At 63.6% G+C, this 15,813-nt stretch carries 20 protein-coding genes; 12 read left to right on the forward strand and 8 right to left on the reverse strand.

Annotation, left to right across the window (positions count from 1 at the left end):
- Positions 1-283: 283 nt before the first annotated feature.
- Positions 284-1,468, reverse strand: a complete 1,185-nt coding sequence (gene purT / locus ACVOL0_RS02365) for a formate-dependent phosphoribosylglycinamide formyltransferase (protein WP_481547729.1) — start codon at positions 1,466-1,468, stop codon at positions 284-286.
- Positions 1,469-1,701: 233 nt separating this feature from the next.
- Between purT and ACVOL0_RS02370 the strand changes: the two genes are divergently transcribed.
- The 7 genes from ACVOL0_RS02370 to ACVOL0_RS02400 are packed head-to-tail and all read left to right on the forward strand — an operon-like array spanning position 1,702 to position 5,931.
- Positions 1,702-2,583: an SPFH domain-containing protein gene (locus ACVOL0_RS02370; protein WP_481547730.1), complete on the forward strand. Its 882-nt coding sequence runs from the start codon at positions 1,702-1,704 to the stop codon at positions 2,581-2,583.
- A gap of 22 nt (positions 2,584-2,605) precedes the next feature.
- A complete protein-coding gene (locus ACVOL0_RS02375) occupies positions 2,606-2,890 on the forward strand; it encodes a hypothetical protein (RefSeq protein ID WP_481511105.1) in 285 nt (94 codons plus the stop codon).
- Positions 2,887-3,066 (forward strand): type II toxin-antitoxin system antitoxin, encoded by a 180-nt coding sequence (locus tag ACVOL0_RS02380; protein WP_481547731.1) that lies wholly within the window; start codon positions 2,887-2,889, stop codon positions 3,064-3,066. Before ACVOL0_RS02375 ends, ACVOL0_RS02380 begins: the two co-directional genes overlap by 4 nt.
- A complete protein-coding gene (locus tag ACVOL0_RS02385; protein WP_481547732.1) occupies positions 3,063-3,245 on the forward strand; it encodes a DUF4177 domain-containing protein in 183 nt (60 codons plus the stop codon). The genes ACVOL0_RS02380 and ACVOL0_RS02385 overlap by 4 nt, the downstream gene beginning before the upstream one ends.
- Before the next feature lie 23 nt (positions 3,246-3,268).
- Positions 3,269-4,540, forward strand: a complete 1,272-nt coding sequence (locus ACVOL0_RS02390) for an alpha/beta hydrolase (RefSeq protein WP_481547733.1) — start codon at positions 3,269-3,271, stop codon at positions 4,538-4,540.
- Between the two features lie 20 nt (positions 4,541-4,560).
- Positions 4,561-5,109, forward strand: coding sequence for a PH domain-containing protein (locus ACVOL0_RS02395; RefSeq protein ID WP_481547734.1), 549 nt, complete (start codon positions 4,561-4,563; stop codon positions 5,107-5,109).
- 9 nt (positions 5,110-5,118) lie between these two features.
- A complete protein-coding gene (locus ACVOL0_RS02400) occupies positions 5,119-5,931 on the forward strand; it encodes a M15 family metallopeptidase (protein ID WP_481547735.1) in 813 nt (270 codons plus the stop codon).
- A 182-nt stretch (positions 5,932-6,113) separates the two neighbouring features.
- On the opposite strand, the gene ACVOL0_RS02405 is transcribed toward ACVOL0_RS02400, so the two are convergent.
- The 5 genes from ACVOL0_RS02405 to ACVOL0_RS02425 all read right to left on the reverse strand — a co-directional run bounded on the left by ACVOL0_RS02405 (position 6,114) and on the right by ACVOL0_RS02425 (position 10,582).
- Positions 6,114-6,788 carry a DNA-3-methyladenine glycosylase family protein gene (locus tag ACVOL0_RS02405; RefSeq protein ID WP_481547736.1) on the reverse strand — a complete coding sequence of 225 codons (675 nt, stop codon included), beginning with the start codon at positions 6,786-6,788 and terminating at the stop codon, positions 6,114-6,116.
- Between the two features lie 3 nt (positions 6,789-6,791).
- Positions 6,792-7,163 carry a DUF423 domain-containing protein gene (locus ACVOL0_RS02410; protein ID WP_481547737.1) on the reverse strand — a complete coding sequence of 124 codons (372 nt, stop codon included), beginning with the start codon at positions 7,161-7,163 and terminating at the stop codon, positions 6,792-6,794.
- Positions 7,164-7,262: 99 nt separating this feature from the next.
- Positions 7,263-8,402: a polyketide cyclase gene (locus tag ACVOL0_RS02415; protein ID WP_481547738.1), complete on the reverse strand. Its 1,140-nt coding sequence runs from the start codon at positions 8,400-8,402 to the stop codon at positions 7,263-7,265.
- Between the two features lie 339 nt (positions 8,403-8,741).
- The gene (locus ACVOL0_RS02420; protein ID WP_282271150.1) at positions 8,742-9,383 is read right to left on the reverse strand and encodes a response regulator; all 642 of its coding nucleotides are present in this window, start codon (positions 9,381-9,383) and stop codon (positions 8,742-8,744) included.
- Positions 9,383-10,582, reverse strand: a complete 1,200-nt coding sequence (locus ACVOL0_RS02425) for a sensor histidine kinase (protein ID WP_481547739.1) — start codon at positions 10,580-10,582, stop codon at positions 9,383-9,385. Before ACVOL0_RS02425 ends, ACVOL0_RS02420 begins: the two co-directional genes overlap by 1 nt.
- A 149-nt stretch (positions 10,583-10,731) precedes the next feature.
- On the opposite strand from ACVOL0_RS02425, the gene ACVOL0_RS02430 reads away from it, so the two are divergent.
- The 5 genes from ACVOL0_RS02430 to ACVOL0_RS02450 are packed head-to-tail and all read left to right on the forward strand — an operon-like array spanning position 10,732 to position 13,728.
- A complete protein-coding gene (locus ACVOL0_RS02430) occupies positions 10,732-11,322 on the forward strand; it encodes a GNAT family N-acetyltransferase (protein WP_481547740.1) in 591 nt (196 codons plus the stop codon).
- A gap of 1 nt (position 11,323) precedes the next feature.
- On the forward strand, positions 11,324-12,103 hold the full coding sequence (gene minC / locus ACVOL0_RS02435) for a septum site-determining protein MinC (RefSeq protein WP_481547741.1): 780 nt from the start codon (positions 11,324-11,326) through the stop codon (positions 12,101-12,103).
- Between the two features lie 32 nt (positions 12,104-12,135).
- The gene (gene minD / locus ACVOL0_RS02440; RefSeq protein WP_481547742.1) at positions 12,136-12,945 is read left to right on the forward strand and encodes a septum site-determining protein MinD; all 810 of its coding nucleotides are present in this window, start codon (positions 12,136-12,138) and stop codon (positions 12,943-12,945) included.
- Positions 12,946-12,947: 2 nt separating this feature from the next.
- Entirely contained in the window at positions 12,948-13,199 is a 252-nt protein-coding gene (gene minE, locus ACVOL0_RS02445) for a cell division topological specificity factor MinE (RefSeq protein ID WP_282271139.1), read from the forward strand.
- Between the two features lie 40 nt (positions 13,200-13,239).
- Positions 13,240-13,728 (forward strand): hypothetical protein, encoded by a 489-nt coding sequence (locus tag ACVOL0_RS02450; protein WP_481547743.1) that lies wholly within the window; start codon positions 13,240-13,242, stop codon positions 13,726-13,728.
- Positions 13,729-13,813: 85 nt separating this feature from the next.
- On the opposite strand, the gene ACVOL0_RS02455 is transcribed toward ACVOL0_RS02450, so the two are convergent.
- Together ACVOL0_RS02455 and ACVOL0_RS02460 are read right to left on the reverse strand one after the other, a co-directional pair.
- A complete protein-coding gene (locus tag ACVOL0_RS02455) occupies positions 13,814-15,094 on the reverse strand; it encodes a sensor histidine kinase (RefSeq protein WP_481547744.1) in 1,281 nt (426 codons plus the stop codon).
- A complete protein-coding gene (locus ACVOL0_RS02460; protein WP_481547745.1) occupies positions 15,091-15,783 on the reverse strand; it encodes a response regulator transcription factor in 693 nt (230 codons plus the stop codon). Before ACVOL0_RS02460 ends, ACVOL0_RS02455 begins: the two co-directional genes overlap by 4 nt.
- Between the last annotated feature and the right edge of the window lie 30 nt (positions 15,784-15,813).

Below are 15,813 nucleotides of genomic sequence, written 5' to 3' on the forward strand. Positions count from 1 at the left end.
TTCGCCCCCCACACTCAAGTTGTGGGGGGGTTTTGAATATAAAAAACCCCCCCCCAACCGCGGGGTTTTTTTGTGGGTTTTTTGTGGGGGGCCGGGTCCCCCGGCGAAGCTGGTACATCATCAGATGACGATGCATCCCGCTGCTGCAGCATTGCCAGCTTCGCAGCTTACGCCGCTCCTACAAGCCTGCGGCTAGCTACTTGTACGGGAGCTGCATCACCGCAGCGGGGTTTTACCCCTCCCCAACCCTCCCCTTGCCTTCGGCAAAGGGAGGGAGCCAAGCTCAGCGCAGCTCGATTCCAATGGCAGCTGCCGCATCACGCGCAATCGCGCGGGCCTGGTCCACGTCGGCGGCGCGGGCAAGGGTCACGCCGACGCGGCGCTGGCCCTGCACCATCGGCTTGCCGAACAGGCGCAGTGCCGAATCCGGATGGATCAGTGCTTCGGCCACATTGCTGAAGAACGGCACACCATTACCCTGCGCCAGCATCGCGCACGACGCCGATGCACCGTTGTGGCGAATGTTCGGGATAGGCAGGCCAAGAATGGCGCGTGCATGCAGGGCGAACTCACTCAGTTCCTGCGATACCAGCGTAACAAGGCCTGTGTCATGCGGCCGCGGCGACACCTCGCTGAACCACACCGCGTCGCCTTTCACGAACAGCTCGACACCGAACAGACCCCAGCCACCTAGGTCATCGGTAATGGCACGGGCAATCTGCTGCGCGCCTTCCAGTGCCTTTGCCGACATCGCCTGCGGCTGCCAGCTTTCGCGGTAGTCGCCGTCTTTCTGCAGATGGCCAACTGGATCGCAGAACGCCGTGCCGCCAGCGTGGCGCACGGTCAGCAGGGTGATTTCATAATCAAAGTCGATGAAGCCTTCGACGATGCAACGGCCGGCACCGGCGCGGCCACCGGTCTGCGCGTATTCCCAGGCAGGGCCGATGTCGGCCTCGCTGCGCAGCGTGCTCTGCCCCTTGCCCGAGGACGACATCACTGGCTTGACCACGCAGGGCAGGCCGATGGCCGCCACCGCGTCGCGGTACTCGGCTTCGGTATCGACGAAGCGATAGGGTGAGGTCGGCAGGCCCAGGCTTTCCGCAGCCAGGCGGCGGATGCCTTCGCGATCCATGGTCAACCGTGCGGCGCGCGCGGTCGGGATCACCCGCAAGCCCTGCTCGGCTTCCAGCTGCACCAGGGTTTCGGTATGGATCGCCTCGATCTCCGGCACCACCAGATGCGGCCGCTCCTGCGCGATCAAGGCCTTCAGCGCGGCCGGGTCGAGCATGTCCAATACGTGGCTGCGATGCGCCACCTGCATGGCCGGGGCGTTGGCGTAGCGGTCGGCAGCGATCACTTCCACCCCGAAACGCTGCAGTTCGATCGCCACTTCCTTGCCCAGTTCGCCCGAACCAAGCAGCAGGACGCGGGTGGCGGATGGGGACAACGGGGTACCGAGGGTGATCATCAGGCAGGTCCGGGGGCGCAAAAGAGGGTGCCTATTCTAGGCAAGCCGGATCGCCGGCGGGGGAGCCCGGGCATGCGCAGCGTTCCCCGGGAGCAAGCGGAATGAGCCTGGCATTGGCCTGCCCGCTCACCCTGGCTGCAGGTTGCGGCACCCACCGAGGGGGGCCGCCAGAATCGCTTGCATGTTGATATCAATTTGATACCTTTAATTCCAACTACCACGGAAGATGTGCCATGAAAGAGAAGTCCATCGGTTCCATGACCGGCATTCCAACCCTGCTTGGCACCCTCGCGATGATGCTTGCGGGCACCATCGCAATCATTGCTGCGATCGTAGTCACCAAGAATGGCACCGGTGGTGGCGGGCCGATGGCGATCGGCGGCATCGTGCTGGTGATCGTCGGCATCTTCCTCAGCTGCGGCCTGTACATGGTCCAGCCCAACCAGGTGGCCGTGATCAGCCTGTTCGGCAAATACGTCGGTACGGTCAAGGAAAACGGCCTGCGCTGGAACAACCCGTTCTTCAGCAAGCGCTCCGTCAGCCAGCGCGTGCGCAACTTCGAAAGCGGCAAGCTCAAGGTCAATGAACTGGACGGCTCGCCGATCGAGATCGCCGCAGTCATCGTCTGGCAGGTGGTCGACGCGTCCGAAGCGGTCTACAACGTCGACGACTATGAAAGCTTCGTCCACATCCAGTCCGAATCGGCGCTGCGTGCGATGGCCACCAGCTATCCCTATGACCAGCACACCGATGGCCAGCTGGCACTGCGCAGCCATGCCGCCGAGATCTCCCAGCACCTGAAGGACGAACTGGCCGAGCGTCTGGCCGATGCTGGCGTGCAGGTGCTTGATGCGCGCATCAGCCACCTCGCCTATGCACCGGAGATCGCCCAGGCCATGCTGCAGCGTCAGCAGGCCAGCGCGGTGATCGCCGCACGCACGCAGATCGTTGCCGGGGCCGTCGGCATGGTGGAAATGGCGCTGCTGGAACTGCAGAAGAACGCCGTCGTCACCCTCGACGAAGAACGCAAGGCGCACATGGTCAGCAACCTGCTGACCGTGCTGTGCTCGGACCGCGGCACCCAGCCGATCGTCAATGCCGGCTCGCTGTACTGAACAACGTAATGAGGTAATCGTAGTGAATGTTTTTGCCCCCCTGATCATCGCCGCCACCGGCATCCCTGCACTGTGCTTCGCGGTGTGGAGTGGACGCCCGGGCACCGCCCACGCACGCGGGCTGGGCCTGCGCTGGGCCTTGATCGCGCTGTGCATGTTCGTGGCTGCAACCGGCGTCTACCTGGCCGGTGACAACCGCAATATCGCCTACGGCGTGATCATCGCGCTGGTAGTGGCGGTCAATGCGCTGGGCATTTCGTTGGTGCTGCACCTACGTCGCGGCAACAACGGAGCACCCCGCCGGTGAGCGAGAAGAAGGCCTATCCGCTGCGCATCAACGCTGATGTCCTGGCCGCGACCCAGCGCTGGGCCGATGACGAGCTGCGCAGCCTCAACGCGCAGATCGAGTACGTGATCCGCGACGCCCTGCGCAAGGCGGGGCGCCTACCCAAACCTGATAAAGAACCCAAGGAAGAGCCATGAACACGCAGTGGAAATACCTGGTCGTCGAACTGAAAACCACCCTGATGGGCAGCTTCAAAATGGAGGCACTGCAGGAAGAGCTGGATAGGCAAGGCCGGCTTGGCTGGGAACTCGTCAACGTGGTTCATGCCACACCGACGGTTTCCAGCCCAACCCTGATCTTCAAAAAGGCCCAGTGATGAAAGCCCTGGGCGGATGGCTCATGGCAGCGGCTCTTTCCCTCCCCGGCAGCGTCCAGGCCGCCGATCCAGCCACCTTGGCCAATCAGCTGTTGGACCGGCTTGATGCCGGCCAGTATTCGGCGGCCGAAGCGGATTTTTCAGCGCAGATGCAAGCGGCGGTACCCGCTGACAAACTCAAGGCAGTCTGGGAATCCCTGCCCGCGCAGATGGGCGCAGCCGGTCCACGTGGCGAAGCTGCAACCACCGAAGCCGACGGCTTCCGCATCGTCGTCATTCCACTGCGCTACGCCAACGGCGCACTGCAGGCACGCATCGTGCTGGACAAGGACGACAAGGTTGCCGGCTTCCTGCTGCAGCCCTCAGCAGCTGCACCGGCGCCACCGCCTGCAGCTGACGCCGGCCTCATCGAACAGGAGTTCAACGTACCAGCCAGTGGCAGCGCCAGCGCGCCACTGCCAGGCACATTGACGCTGCCAAAGGGCAAAGGCCCCTTCCCCGCGATCATATTGGTGCACGGCTCCGGCCCGCAGGACCGCGATGAAACCATCGGCCCCAACCGTCCGTTCCTGGACATCGCGCGCGGACTGGCAGCACAGGGCATCGCCGTACTGCGCTATGAAAAGCGCAGTCACGCGCGACCGCAGGATTTCAAAGGCAGCTTCAGCATCGATGACGAGACCACCGACGATGCGGTCGCTGCAGTAAACGCATTGGCAACCAACGCCAACATCGACCCTCGACACGTCTACCTGCTCGGCCACAGCCAAGGTGGTTTGCTCGCTGGACGCATCGCCAAGGCCGCCAATGGCAGGCTGGCTGGACTGGTGCTGCTGGCCGCACCAGCGCGCCCCATCCTCGACCTGCTGGCCGAACAGAACCGCTATATGCTCGGCCTGGACGGCACGATCAGCGCCGAGGACCAAGCCCAACTCACCGCACTGGATGCAGCCATCGCGGCCGTGCGCAGCAATCCGGAGGCACGACTGATGGAAGTCCCCGGTCGTTTCTGGCAACAGCTGGAAAGCGTGGACCCCGTTGCCGATGCGCGTGACAGCAAGTTGCCGGTGCTGTTGTTGCAGGGCGGCCGTGACTTCCAGGTCGTCGATGCCGATTGGCAGCTGTGGAACAAGGGGCTGCAAGGCGAGCGCTACCGTTTCCGCCATTACCCGGCACTCAACCATCTCGGCATCGCCGGTGAAGGCAAGGGCTCACTGGAAGAATATGCGCGCCCGGGCCACGTCGATGCAGAACTGATCAACGACATCGCGCAATGGATCAAGGCGCAGCGATGAGCGGCCGCAATGCCACGTCAATGGAGACAAAAACGTTCATCGTCGCCAAACCAACCAGCTCACTCCTGCTCTGGTTATGGGCGCCCATGCTGTTGGTGCTCAGCATCGATCCGCTCATCAGGGTGTTCGCCGGCAAGCCACCGTTCCAGGCGACATTCGCTTCCTGGGGCGGCTGGTTGGTACTGTCCGTGGTTGGCACAGCGCTGACCCTGGCCTACCGGCGACGCGAACTGCGCGTTGAACCGAAGCAATTGACCATCGCCGCCACCATGTACACCCGGCGCGTCCCGCTGAGTTCAATGTGGCTGGATCGCGCGCGCGTGGTCAATTTCGCCGAGAACCCCGACTTCAAGCCCGGCGGGAAATCCAACGGCTTCCAGTTCCCCGGTTTCCGCGCCGGCCACTTCCATATGAAGGGCGGCGGCAAGGCCTTCTGCCTGATCACCGACGACAGCCGCGTGCTGGTGATCCCGCTGCGCGACGGCAACAGTGTGCTGATCAGCCCCGAGCAGCCGCGCGCGCTGCTGGATGAACTCAGGCGACTGGCCGACGACGACGCACGGGCCTAAGCTGGACGCATGCGCAACGCTCCCCACATCCTGCTCAACACGCCCGACATCGAGATCTGGCCCGGCGGCCTGCTGCGTGCACGCAGCAGTGACGATGCACGCGTACTGGCCCGGGCAACGCAGGTACTGCGTCGCAAGTGCGATGGTCGCTATCTGGCCGCACAACTGCGCGCTGGACTGATGCCACTGGTGACCCGGCTGGCGGACGAACCCGGCATCGACTTTGCGTTGACCGCACTGGACGCCCTGCGCACGCGGCCCTCCCGTATTCCAGCACCGAGCAGCAGCCTGCCCTTGCATCAGCTGCACCTGCGACTGCAGCAACTGGATCTGGACGCCGATGCCTATGCCGCGCGCACCGGTTTGTCGCTGGTCGCCGAACCGGCGCATCTGCGCCTGGCCGGTTTTGATCGTTACCGCCGTCCGCTCTGGCTGACCGGCGCTGCAGCGCGCGGCTGGCAACGCATGCAGCAGGCAGCCGCCATTGATGGTGTCGCGCTGGATGCGATTTCCGGCTACCGCAGCCACGACTATCAACTCGGTATTTTTGAACGCAAGCTGGCACGCGGCCTGAGCGTGGACGAGATCCTCACCGTCAACGCTGCACCCGGCTACAGCGAACACCACGGCGGTGACGCACTGGACATCAGCACACCGGGCGAGCCGCCTGCCGAAGAATCCTTCGAGCAGACTGCCGGGTTCGCCTGGCTGCAGCGGAACGCAGCACGCTTCGGCTTTCACATGAGTTACCCGCGCGACAACCCACACGGCATCGTCTACGAGCCCTGGCACTGGTGTTATCGCAGCGCTTCGGACTTGTAGGAGCGGCGTAAGCCGCGAAGCTGACGCAACCGGGCTGCCGGGCAAAATCGCAATCAAGGCAAACATCCGGCCCAACGCTGAGACAGACTTGGCCAAGCAGGCAGCAATTCAGACCCGATGCCCCAACTGGCTTCGCGGCTTACGCCGCTCCTACAAAAGAGCAGCTCCCACAACGTTGCCGTTTAGTCCTGCGAACGATTGGTTTTCTGCTTCGGCTCGGCACTGAAGTCGGCGATGCGCCACAAATACAGGCTGGCCCAGGTGCGGTACGGGCCCCAGCGCTCGCCACGCTCGGCCAGGGCCTTGGGCGCGAGCATCGTCTCGCTGCCATCCACACGCTGGGCACCCTTGCGGATACCCAGGTCATCGACCGGCAGGATGTCCGGCCGACCGAGGCGGAACATCAGCATCATCTCAACAGTCCAACGGCCGATGCCGCGCACCGCCACCAGGGCATCGACGATGGACTGGTGATGCATCACCGACATCCGCCGCAGATTCGGCAACTCCCCCGCGCGCTCGCGCCGGGCCAGGTCGCGCAGGGCCAAGGCCTTGTTGCCGGATACACCACAGGCGCGCAGCCCCGGGTCATCAATCAGATCGAGGCTTGCCGCGTGCAGACGCTTGCTGCCAACTGCGGTTTCCACGCGTCCAACTATCGTCGAGGCGGCCTTGCCACTGAGTTGCTGGAACAGGATCGCACGCGCCAATGCATCTACCGGGTCGAACGAACGTGCCCAGCCTTGCGGCGCTGGCAACGGCCCAACCCGCCGCATCCAACTGGCCAGACGCTTGTCCACCCGCTGCAGGTGCGCCTGCGCAGCATCAATATCAAAGCCGCGTCGATAGCGGGGCATCGCTCAGCGACGCAGGGCACTGAGCGCCAGCAGCACCCAACCGCCCATCAAGGTGATGCCGCCGGCCGGTGCCAGCGTCGTCGGCCAATGCATCAGCACATTGCCAACCAGGCTACCGGAGAACAACAAGGTCCCCAACAGCAATACATACAAGGAACCCCGCCCCAACTGGTTTACCGAAGATGCCCCCAATCCCACCAGCACCACGCCGTGGCCAAACGCATACAAGGCCGCGGTATTCAGATGCGACTGCGCCAGCGGCTCACTCACACCATGTGAGGCATACGCCGACAGCCCGATCGCCGCCGCCGCCAACAGACCACCACAGAACGCAAGAAACGAAGGTTTACGCGCCCGCCGCTCCACTCCCAACATCTCGCTCTCCCATCAATCCTGCAAACACTGTCCATAAAAAAAACGCGCCGCTGGAAGCGACGCGTTTTCTCGATCAGATCATCGTCAACAACCCGATGATTACTTGACCGCCCAGTAGAGGTCGTAGGAACCATCAACGGTGAAGGCCTTGGCCACGCCACCCTTCCACGACTCATACGGACGATCAACAACTTCGTTGCCGGTGGTGGTAGCCCATGCACGCAGGCCGTTGCGGGCCAGGTCCAGGCCAGCCATATGGCCGGTGTAGGAAGCAAATGCCGAACGGTGGGCCGGAGCGTGCACGTAGGTCACCGGGTTGCCCGCGGGAACCTTGACACTCAGCTCAGGCGCATCGCCCGCAGCAACCGGTGCAGCGGCAACAGCCGGAGCAGCAGCTTCGCCGTCCTTCTTGTCGGCAGCCGGCGCAGCGGCAGTGCCCTTGCGAACCGGCAGCGCCACGTCGAAGGCGTACTTTTCAGCGCCGAAATCGGTGGTCACGATACGCACAGGACCAGCAGCAACCAGGCCATTGGCGTCCATCGCACGCTTGATCCATTCCATGTTGTCGTCAATGGACTTCTGGATGGCATCGTTGTTGCGGTCGATGTTACCGGCGTTCACCACCAGCAGGTTTTCTGCCGGCACCTGGATGACCTTCAGGTCAGTCAGCGGTGCTTCGGGGGCGGCGTAGTCAACGTTCGGCACCGAGGCCAGCATGTTGGCCATGCGCGACAGACCCAGCTTCAGGTCGTCACCGATGTGACGGCTGACATACAGGCCGGCATAACGACCAAACAGGTCGAAACCGTACTTGACGCTGTAGTCCTGGGTAATCTTGACGTTGCGGTCGTTCTTGCCGGTCGGCTCGAGGGTGAACGAGGTCACCTTGTCGCTGCCGCGGGTCGGGTCTTCGATGGCAATCACGACGCGCTTGTTCTTCTCGCTATCGGTGATTTCCCAGCTGCCCTGCCCCAGGTCCTTGGAGGCATAGTCCATGCGGGCGCCCTTGCCGGCGTCCGGGCCGCTGAACTTCAGCTCCACGGCCTTGTCGCGCAGCACAAGCGGATTCCAATCCTTGAAGCGGCGCAGGCTGTTGACCGTGTCATACACGATCGTCATCTTGCGGTTGGTTTCGATGCTTTCGGTAATGTGGCGCTCGCCCGGCAGACATACGCCAATGAGGACAAACAGGCCAGCCACGATCCCCAAAGCGATCAGGAACTCGATAATACGGGTCATTCAGGAGTCTCCGGGGCCGATCCCACGGCCGGGTTGATTTGAAGGGAAGCCCCCATCCTAGCAGGCTTTCCGCAGGTTGTTCAGCACATTTGGCGCACCGGTTTCCATTACCAGAATGCGCTATCTCAATCGATAGGCCGCAGGGTAGCGTATCAACCACCAACCCTACGCGCCTTCAGCCGATAGCTTGGACTGCACTTCGTCCGTAGCGGCGCCATTTTCCACCGTTCAGGGTGTCCAGCACCAGTACCGCAGGCAACTTTTCACACGTCCTCCACGGCAGGACCGCGCCCTACGGAACCGTATGCACCCGGTCCGTGAGGAGCCGCCGCACCCACCTCAGACCAGCTGCAGTTCGAAGGCCTTGAGCACGGCACGGGTCCTGTCGCGCACGCCCAGCTTGGAAAGAATATTGGAAACGTGGTTCTTGATGGTGCCCTCGGCCACGCCCAGGGAGTTGGCGATCTCCTTGTTGGAGAAGCCACTGGCCATCAGCCGCAGGATCTCGGTCTCGCGGTCGGTCAGCGGGTCTGGCCGGTCCAGGCTCACGAACTCATTGCGCATGTGTTCCAGCCCCGACAGCAGGCGCTGGGTTACGGCCGGCTGTACCAGCGAGCCACCATTGGCCACGGTGCGGATCGCGCCAACAAGCTGCTCCAGGGTCACATCCTTGAGCAGATAGCCTTTGGCACCGGCCTTGAGCCCGGCCAGCACCAGTTGGTCATCGTCAAAGGTGGTCAGGATGATCGAGGGCGGCAGCGTGCCGGCACGGCTCAGCGTCTGCAGCGCCTCCAGCCCGGACATCACCGGCATGCGCATATCCATCAGCACCACATCGGGCTGCACCTGCGGAATCATTTCCACCGCCTGGCGGCCATCGATGGCCTCGGCCACTACTTCGATACCGTCATCCAGCGCCAGCAGCGAACGGATGCCCTGCCGTACCAGGGTTTGGTCGTCGACCAGACAGACACGGATCATCAATTCACTCCTTGCGGCCCCGAGGCCAACATCATATTGGTAACCAGCGGCAGGCTGGCGCGAAGACGGAAACCCTCGCCACTTCGTGCAGATACGTCCAGCACACCCCCGTACTGCGCCAGCCGCTCACGCATGCCGCGCAAACCATTGCCCGGCATTATTTCCTCAAATTCGCCGCCGATGCCGTCGTCATAGGCGCTGATGACTACCTGGGCAGCATCCCGCTCCACCTTGATCCACAGATTGCGGGCGCCGGCGTGGCGCACCGCATTGGTGATGATTTCCTGTGTACAGCGCAGCAGCACGTGGGCGCGCTCGGGATCTTCAACACTGAACGGGTCATCGATCTGCAGGTGGATATCCAGCGATGGCACCCGTTCGGTCAGTGGCCGCAGCGCCGCCGTCAGGTCGATCGCCCCGCTCTCGCGCAGCTGGCTGACCGCCTCGCGCACGTCGGTCAGCAACAGCTTGGCCAGGGTATGTGCCTGCCGCACATGTTCCTGCGCCTGCCCCTCGGTGATATGCCCGGCCACTTCCAGATTCAGGCTCAGCGCGGTCAGGTGATGGCCGAGCAGGTCGTGCAGCTCGCGGGAAATGCGGGTGCGCTCATTGACCCGGGCGCTTTCGGCCAGCAGCAGGCGGGTGGCGCGCAGCTCGGCATTCAAACGCCGCTGTTCCTCCCGCGCCTGGGTCTGCTGCCGCGCCACCAGGCTGGTGACAAAGATGAACATCGAGAAGCCGCCGTATAGCAGCGACTGCAGCAACGCCTCGAACAGCGGCAGGCCCAGGATCAGGTTATAGACTGGCAGCACCGCCAACTGGCTCAGCACCAGCCAGATCACACCCACCCAGCGGCTCAACAGCCACGGGATCACCCCGGCCGCGACCATCATCAGGATGCTGCCCAGGCCGGTGGCGGACAGATAGCTGACCACCAGCGCCGAAACCGTCAGCAGCAGCAGCGCCAAGCGGTCGTACCAGCTGGTATGGCCGGCGGCGTTGAGCCCGCGGGTCAGCCAGAAGTAGCAGCCACCGAAGGTCAGGTAGGCCACGAACAGCCAGATCGCCTCGCTGGCAGCCGGCTGCAACACGCCCTCCTCCGGTGCGTACTGGGTATAGACCAGGGGCAGGCTGACCAGGGCCCAGGTAAACAGGCCGGCCAGGCGGAGGACTCGGGTATGGCTGAGGTATCCCAACATGCGTGCATGGTAAGGACCCGGCCGCCCCAGCGCCCTCCCTCGGAAGTCATGCATGGCAACCTTCGCCGATGGCTCGCCCGGCTCGTGCCACCCATGCGATAATCGCGCCACAGCCCTCAGGGCCGACCGCGATACCCCACGGAGTCACAATGTCGATTGTTATCCGCGACGTGCGCGAGCACGAGCTCGATTCCGTCCTGGCACTGAACAACAACGCTGGTCTTGCGATTCTTCCGCTGGATGCAGCCAAGCTCCGCCGTTTCTACGAAACCGCCGAATATTTCCGGGTTGCCGAACGCGACGGCAACATGGCCGGTTTCCTGGTCGGCTACGGCAGCAACAGTGTCCATGACAGCTGCAACTTCGCCTGGTTCCAGCAGCGCTACCCCAGCTTCTTCTATATCGACCGCATCGTGGTGGCCAGCCGCCGCCGCGGCGGCGGTGTCGGCCGCGCGTTCTATGCCGATGCCCAGAGTTACGCTGAACTGCGCTACCCGCAGATGGCCTGCGAGGTCTTCCTCGACCACGGCGCCGATGCCGCCCTGCTGTTCCATGGCAGCTTCGGCTTCCGCGAGGTCGGCCAGAACACCATGCCCTCGGTCGATGTGCGGGCCAGCATGCTGCTCAAGGATCTGTGCAGCTACGAGTGGGTAAAAGAGACCTATGGCGACAACCTGCCCGACGTTCCCTGGGTAGGCAACACACGCCGGCTGCTGCAACAGCGGCCGACCGGAACCTGAGATGGCAGTGAATTTGGATTACGAACAAGCTGGTGAACTGAAAATCGGGCAGGTCGGCATTGCCAACCTGCGCATCCGCACCCTCGACGTGGAGCGCCTGGCCCAGGAAATGCGCGAACGCGTGGCGCGTGCGCCCAAGCTGTTCGGCCGCGCGGCAGTGATCCTGGATTTCGGCGGTTTGAGCCAATTGCCGGACCTGGCCACCGCCCAGCAGCTGGTCAGCGGCCTGCGCGACGCCGGTGTGTTGCCGGTAGCCCTGGCCTACGGCACCAGCGAGACAGAAACCCTGTCGCAGCAACTTGGCCTGCCGGTACTGGCCAAGTTCCGCGCCCAGTACGAACCCCTCGAAGCCGAACCTGCCGCCGCACCGGCAGCAGCCCCCAAACAAAGCAAACGTGCCGCCGCAGCAGCGCCCCCCGCCGCGCCAGCCGCCACCGACAGCGCTGCAGCGCAGCCCGGCAAGATGCAGCTGGGCACGGTACGCTCGGGCCAACAGCTCTACGCCGAGAACTGCGACCTGACCGTACTCTCAACAGTGGGTGCTGGCGCCGAAGTCATCGCCGACGGCAGCATCCATATCTACGGTACGCTGCGTGGCCGCGCATTGGCCGGTGCCCAGGGCAACACCAGCGCACGCATTTTCTGTCGCGACTTCCACGCTGAACTGGTCGCGATTGCAGGACGGTATAAGGTACTGGACGATATTCCGGACAATCTGCGCGGCAAGGCCGTGCAGGTGTGGCTGGAACAGGACCAGATCATGATTGCTGCGCTGGATTGACGCAGCTCACAACGACATTCAGGAGAGATCCTTTGGCTGAAATCATCGTAGTCACCTCCGGCAAGGGCGGCGTCGGCAAGACCACCTCCAGCGCCAGCATCGCCTGTGGCATCGCGCGGCGCGGCAAGAAAGTTGCCGTCATCGACTTCGACGTCGGCCTGCGCAACCTTGACCTGATCATGGGCTGCGAGCGCCGGGTGGTGTACGACTTCGTCAACGTCGTCCACGGTGAGGCCACGCTCAAGCAGGCCCTGATCAAGGACAAGCGTTTTGACAACCTGTTCGTGCTGGCTGCCTCGCAGACCCGCGACAAGGACGCCTTGAACAAGGAAGGCGTGGAAAAGGTCCTCAAGGACCTGGCCGCCGACGGCTTCGACTACATCATCTGCGACTCCCCGGCCGGCATCGAGAAGGGCGCGTTCCTGGCGATGTACTTCGCCGATCGCGCCGTTGTCGTGGTCAACCCGGAAGTCTCTTCGGTACGTGACTCGGACCGCATCATCGGCCTGCTCGACTCCAAGACCGCCAATGCCGAAGCCGGCAAGGCCGTGCCGGCCTATCTGCTGCTGACCCGCTACAGCCCCTCGCGCGTTGAAAGCGGCGAAATGCTGAGCATCACCGACGTGGAAGAAGTGCTGGGGCTCAAGGCCATCGGCGTCATTCCCGAATCCGGCGACGTGCTCAACGCCTCCAACAAGGGCGAACCGGTCATCCTGGACGCCGAGTCGCCGGCCGGTCAGGCCTATGAGGATGCCGTTGGTCGCATCCTGGGTGAAGAGCGCCCGATGCGCTTCACCACCGTGGAGAAGAAGGGCTTCTTCAGCAAGTTGTTTGGAGGATAAGCATGGGACTGCTCGACTTCCTGAGACAGAAGAAGACCACCGCCGAAACGGCGAAGAACCGCCTGCAGATCATCATCGCGCAGGAACGCAGCACCCGCGGCGGCCCGGACTACCTGCCGCTGCTGCAACGTGAGCTGCTGGAAGTGATCAAGAAGTACGTCAACATCGACGCCGACGCCGTCAAGGTGGACCTGGTCAAGGATGGCGCCAACGACGTGCTCGACATTTCCGTGGCCCTGCCCGACGACAAGTGATATCAGCCCGGCGGCCACGGCCGCCGGGACTCAAGTGCCCGTGAACGAACGCCCTGCCAACGAACCAACCCAGCCGGTCCTGTGCGTTGGCGATATCCAGTGGACCGACGCTGCGCATCTGCTCGCGCGCCATGGCCTGCGCCTGAATCATGTAGCCGCCGGTGAGAAGATTCCCGGCAGCTACTGGGGCGAACCCGAGGCCGGCATCATCGCCTGTGATGTCTATGTGCGCGACGACACGCCGGTGCATTCGATGCTGCACGAGTCCTGCCACCTGATCGTGCTGCCGCCCGAGCGACGTGCGCAGGTGCACACCGACGCCACCGACTCGGTACCCGAGGAAGACGCCACCTGCTACCTGCAGATCGTGCTGGCCGGGCAATTGCCGGGCGTAGGCAGCGCGCGGCTGATGGCCGACATGGACAGCTGGGGCTACACCTACCGGCTGGGTTCGACCCAAGCCTGGTTTGAGCAGGACGCCGACGATGCAAAGCGCTGGCTTATAGAGCGCGAGCTGCTGCCAGCGTGAGCCTGTAGTGCCGCGCCATGCTCGGCAGAAACCTTCCCGGTAAAGCCCCAGCGCAGCATGGCGGCGCTCTACGGGTAAAGCGCTCCTACCGCGGCCTTGAACTACTCATATCCAGGGTCACGCGGGTGCCGCGATCACGCTGCGAATGAATCTCCAACTGCCAACCGAGGTGATCGCATAGCCGCGCGATCAGGTCCAGGCCGATGCCTGCGCCCAGGTTGCGCTCCCCCTTGCTCATGCGCGCATAGACCTGCGCGACCTCTTCCGGGCTCATCCCATGGCCGGGGTCTTCAATGGTCAGCACGGCATCGGCCGAGACACCGACCCGCACCACGCCGCGATCACTGTTCTCGATGGCATTGCGCAGCAGATTGCCAACCGCCGCCTGCACCACCGCCATCGGCGCCAGTATCTGGCATGGCGCAAGCTCCACCAGCACAAGCTCCAGCTCCTTGCCTTTGGCAAGATGGCGATGATCCTCGGCGATCTCCGGCAGCAGCTCATCCAGCGCCATCAGTTCACTCATCGCAGCCAGCTTGGCCGGGTCACGCGCCAGCACCAGCAACAGCTGGATCAGCTGCTCCACGCCCGCAGCAGTGCTGCGCACCCGCTGCAATTGCTGGCGCGCACGCTCGGGCAAGCCCGGCTGCTCCAGCGCAAGTTCAGCAGCACCGCTGATAACGGCAATTGGGGTGCGCAACTCATGGCTGGCGGTACTGATGAAGGCCCGTTCGCGCTCGACGAAATGCTCGTTGCGCTGTAGGTAGTCGTTCAAGGCACCGGCAATCACTTCCAGTTCGGCACTACCACGCCTGTCCACCCGCACCTGCTGGCGGCGACGCTCCGGCCGCAGTTCGGCAATATCCTGCGCCAGCACCGACAACGGGCGCACCAACCGGTTCATGCCCACCCAGGCCATCAGCAAGGTCACCAACAACAGACCGATGCCGGCCAGCAGCGCCCAGCGGGTAACGAAGTGCTCCAACTCACCGAAGTCGGAGATATCCAGGGCCAGCACCACCCGGCCGAGATCAGTGGTATCGCGCACCATCACGGCCGCCTGCTTGCCATTGAGCAATGCGCCGTCATGCAGGCCAGGATGCAGTTGCGCAAGCTCCTCGGGAATCCCGCCGGGCTCGCTGCGCACGTAGAAATGCAGCGTATCCGAGTCCTGCCAATGGTAGGCAGGGTCCACCCGCATCTGGCCGATGATGCTGTCCAGCTCGGTGTTCAACAGCGAACGCCACACCGCGTGCTCGGCATGTTCGTGCACATAGTTGGCAGCACTGAACACGGCCAGCGTTATCAGCGCCACGTAGACCAACAACCAACCCAACAACTTGCGACGCAGGGTGCGGCGTTTCATTGCCCGTTTTCCCTTGCCGGTGCGGACAGGCGATAACCCACCCGCGGCAAGGTCTGCAGCAGCTTCTGTTCAAACGGCCCATCCACCGCGCGGCGCAATTCGTAGATATGCGAGCGCAGCATGTCGCCATCCGGTGGCTCATCACCCCATAAGGCGTACTCGAGCTGATTGCGGGTGACTGCGGCCGGGCTGGCGCGCATCAAAACTTCCAGCAACTTGCGGCAGGCCGGGTAGAGATGCAGCACCTGGCCGCCGCGGCGCGCCTCGAACGTGCCCATATCAAGACTCAGGTCGTGCACTTCCAGCAACTTGCGCGGATTGCGGCCACGCGTGCGTGCCAGCACCGCCTCAAGCCGCACCTCCAGCTCCGGCAGTGCAAACGGCTTGGTCAGGTAATCATCGGCACCGGCGCGGAAGCCGGCGATCTTGTCCGGCAGCTCGTCGCGGGCGGTGAGCATGATCACCGGCACCTCGGAGCGGAACTCCTCGCGCAGCTTGCGCAGTACCTCCGGCCCCTCCATGCGCGGCAGCATCCAGTCCAGCAGGATCGCGTCGTAGCTCTGGGTGCCGGCCAGGTGCAGGCCGGTGATGCCATCCGGGGCGACGTCCAGGGTGTGCCCACGCGCTTCGAAATAATCGAACAGGTTGGCGATCAGATTGCGATTGTCTTCGATGACCAGCAGCCGCATGCGGGCATGACCTTGCTGCCCCGGGCCGAG

Source organism: Stenotrophomonas sp. STEN021 (assembly GCF_056760175.1).

Bases quoted from the DNA above. Each gene is read 5' to 3' on its own strand.
- purT (WP_481547729.1), bottom strand. From the start codon at position 1,468: ATGATCACCCTCGGTACCCCGTTGTCCCCATCCGCCACCCGCGTCCTG.
- ACVOL0_RS02370 (WP_481547730.1), top strand. From the start codon at position 1,702: ATGAAAGAGAAGTCCATCGGTTCCATGACCGGCATTCCAACCCTGCTT.
- ACVOL0_RS02385 (WP_481547732.1), top strand. From the start codon at position 3,063: ATGAACACGCAGTGGAAATACCTGGTCGTCGAACTGAAAACCACCCTG.
- ACVOL0_RS02390 (WP_481547733.1), top strand. From the start codon at position 3,269: ATGGCAGCGGCTCTTTCCCTCCCCGGCAGCGTCCAGGCCGCCGATCCA.
- ACVOL0_RS02395 (WP_481547734.1), top strand. From the start codon at position 4,561: ATGGAGACAAAAACGTTCATCGTCGCCAAACCAACCAGCTCACTCCTG.
- ACVOL0_RS02400 (WP_481547735.1), top strand. From the start codon at position 5,119: ATGCGCAACGCTCCCCACATCCTGCTCAACACGCCCGACATCGAGATC.
- ACVOL0_RS02405 (WP_481547736.1), bottom strand. From the start codon at position 6,788: ATGCCCCGCTATCGACGCGGCTTTGATATTGATGCTGCGCAGGCGCAC.
- ACVOL0_RS02410 (WP_481547737.1), bottom strand. From the start codon at position 7,163: ATGTTGGGAGTGGAGCGGCGGGCGCGTAAACCTTCGTTTCTTGCGTTC.
- ACVOL0_RS02415 (WP_481547738.1), bottom strand. From the start codon at position 8,402: ATGACCCGTATTATCGAGTTCCTGATCGCTTTGGGGATCGTGGCTGGC.
- ACVOL0_RS02420 (WP_282271150.1), bottom strand. From the start codon at position 9,383: ATGATCCGTGTCTGTCTGGTCGACGACCAAACCCTGGTACGGCAGGGC.
- ACVOL0_RS02425 (WP_481547739.1), bottom strand. From the start codon at position 10,582: ATGTTGGGATACCTCAGCCATACCCGAGTCCTCCGCCTGGCCGGCCTG.
- ACVOL0_RS02430 (WP_481547740.1), top strand. From the start codon at position 10,732: ATGTCGATTGTTATCCGCGACGTGCGCGAGCACGAGCTCGATTCCGTC.
- minC (WP_481547741.1), top strand. From the start codon at position 11,324: ATGGCAGTGAATTTGGATTACGAACAAGCTGGTGAACTGAAAATCGGG.
- minE (WP_282271139.1), top strand. From the start codon at position 12,948: ATGGGACTGCTCGACTTCCTGAGACAGAAGAAGACCACCGCCGAAACG.
- ACVOL0_RS02455 (WP_481547744.1), bottom strand. From the start codon at position 15,094: ATGAAACGCCGCACCCTGCGTCGCAAGTTGTTGGGTTGGTTGTTGGTC.
- ACVOL0_RS02460 (WP_481547745.1), bottom strand. From the start codon at position 15,783: ATGCGGCTGCTGGTCATCGAAGACAATCGCAATCTGATCGCCAACCTG.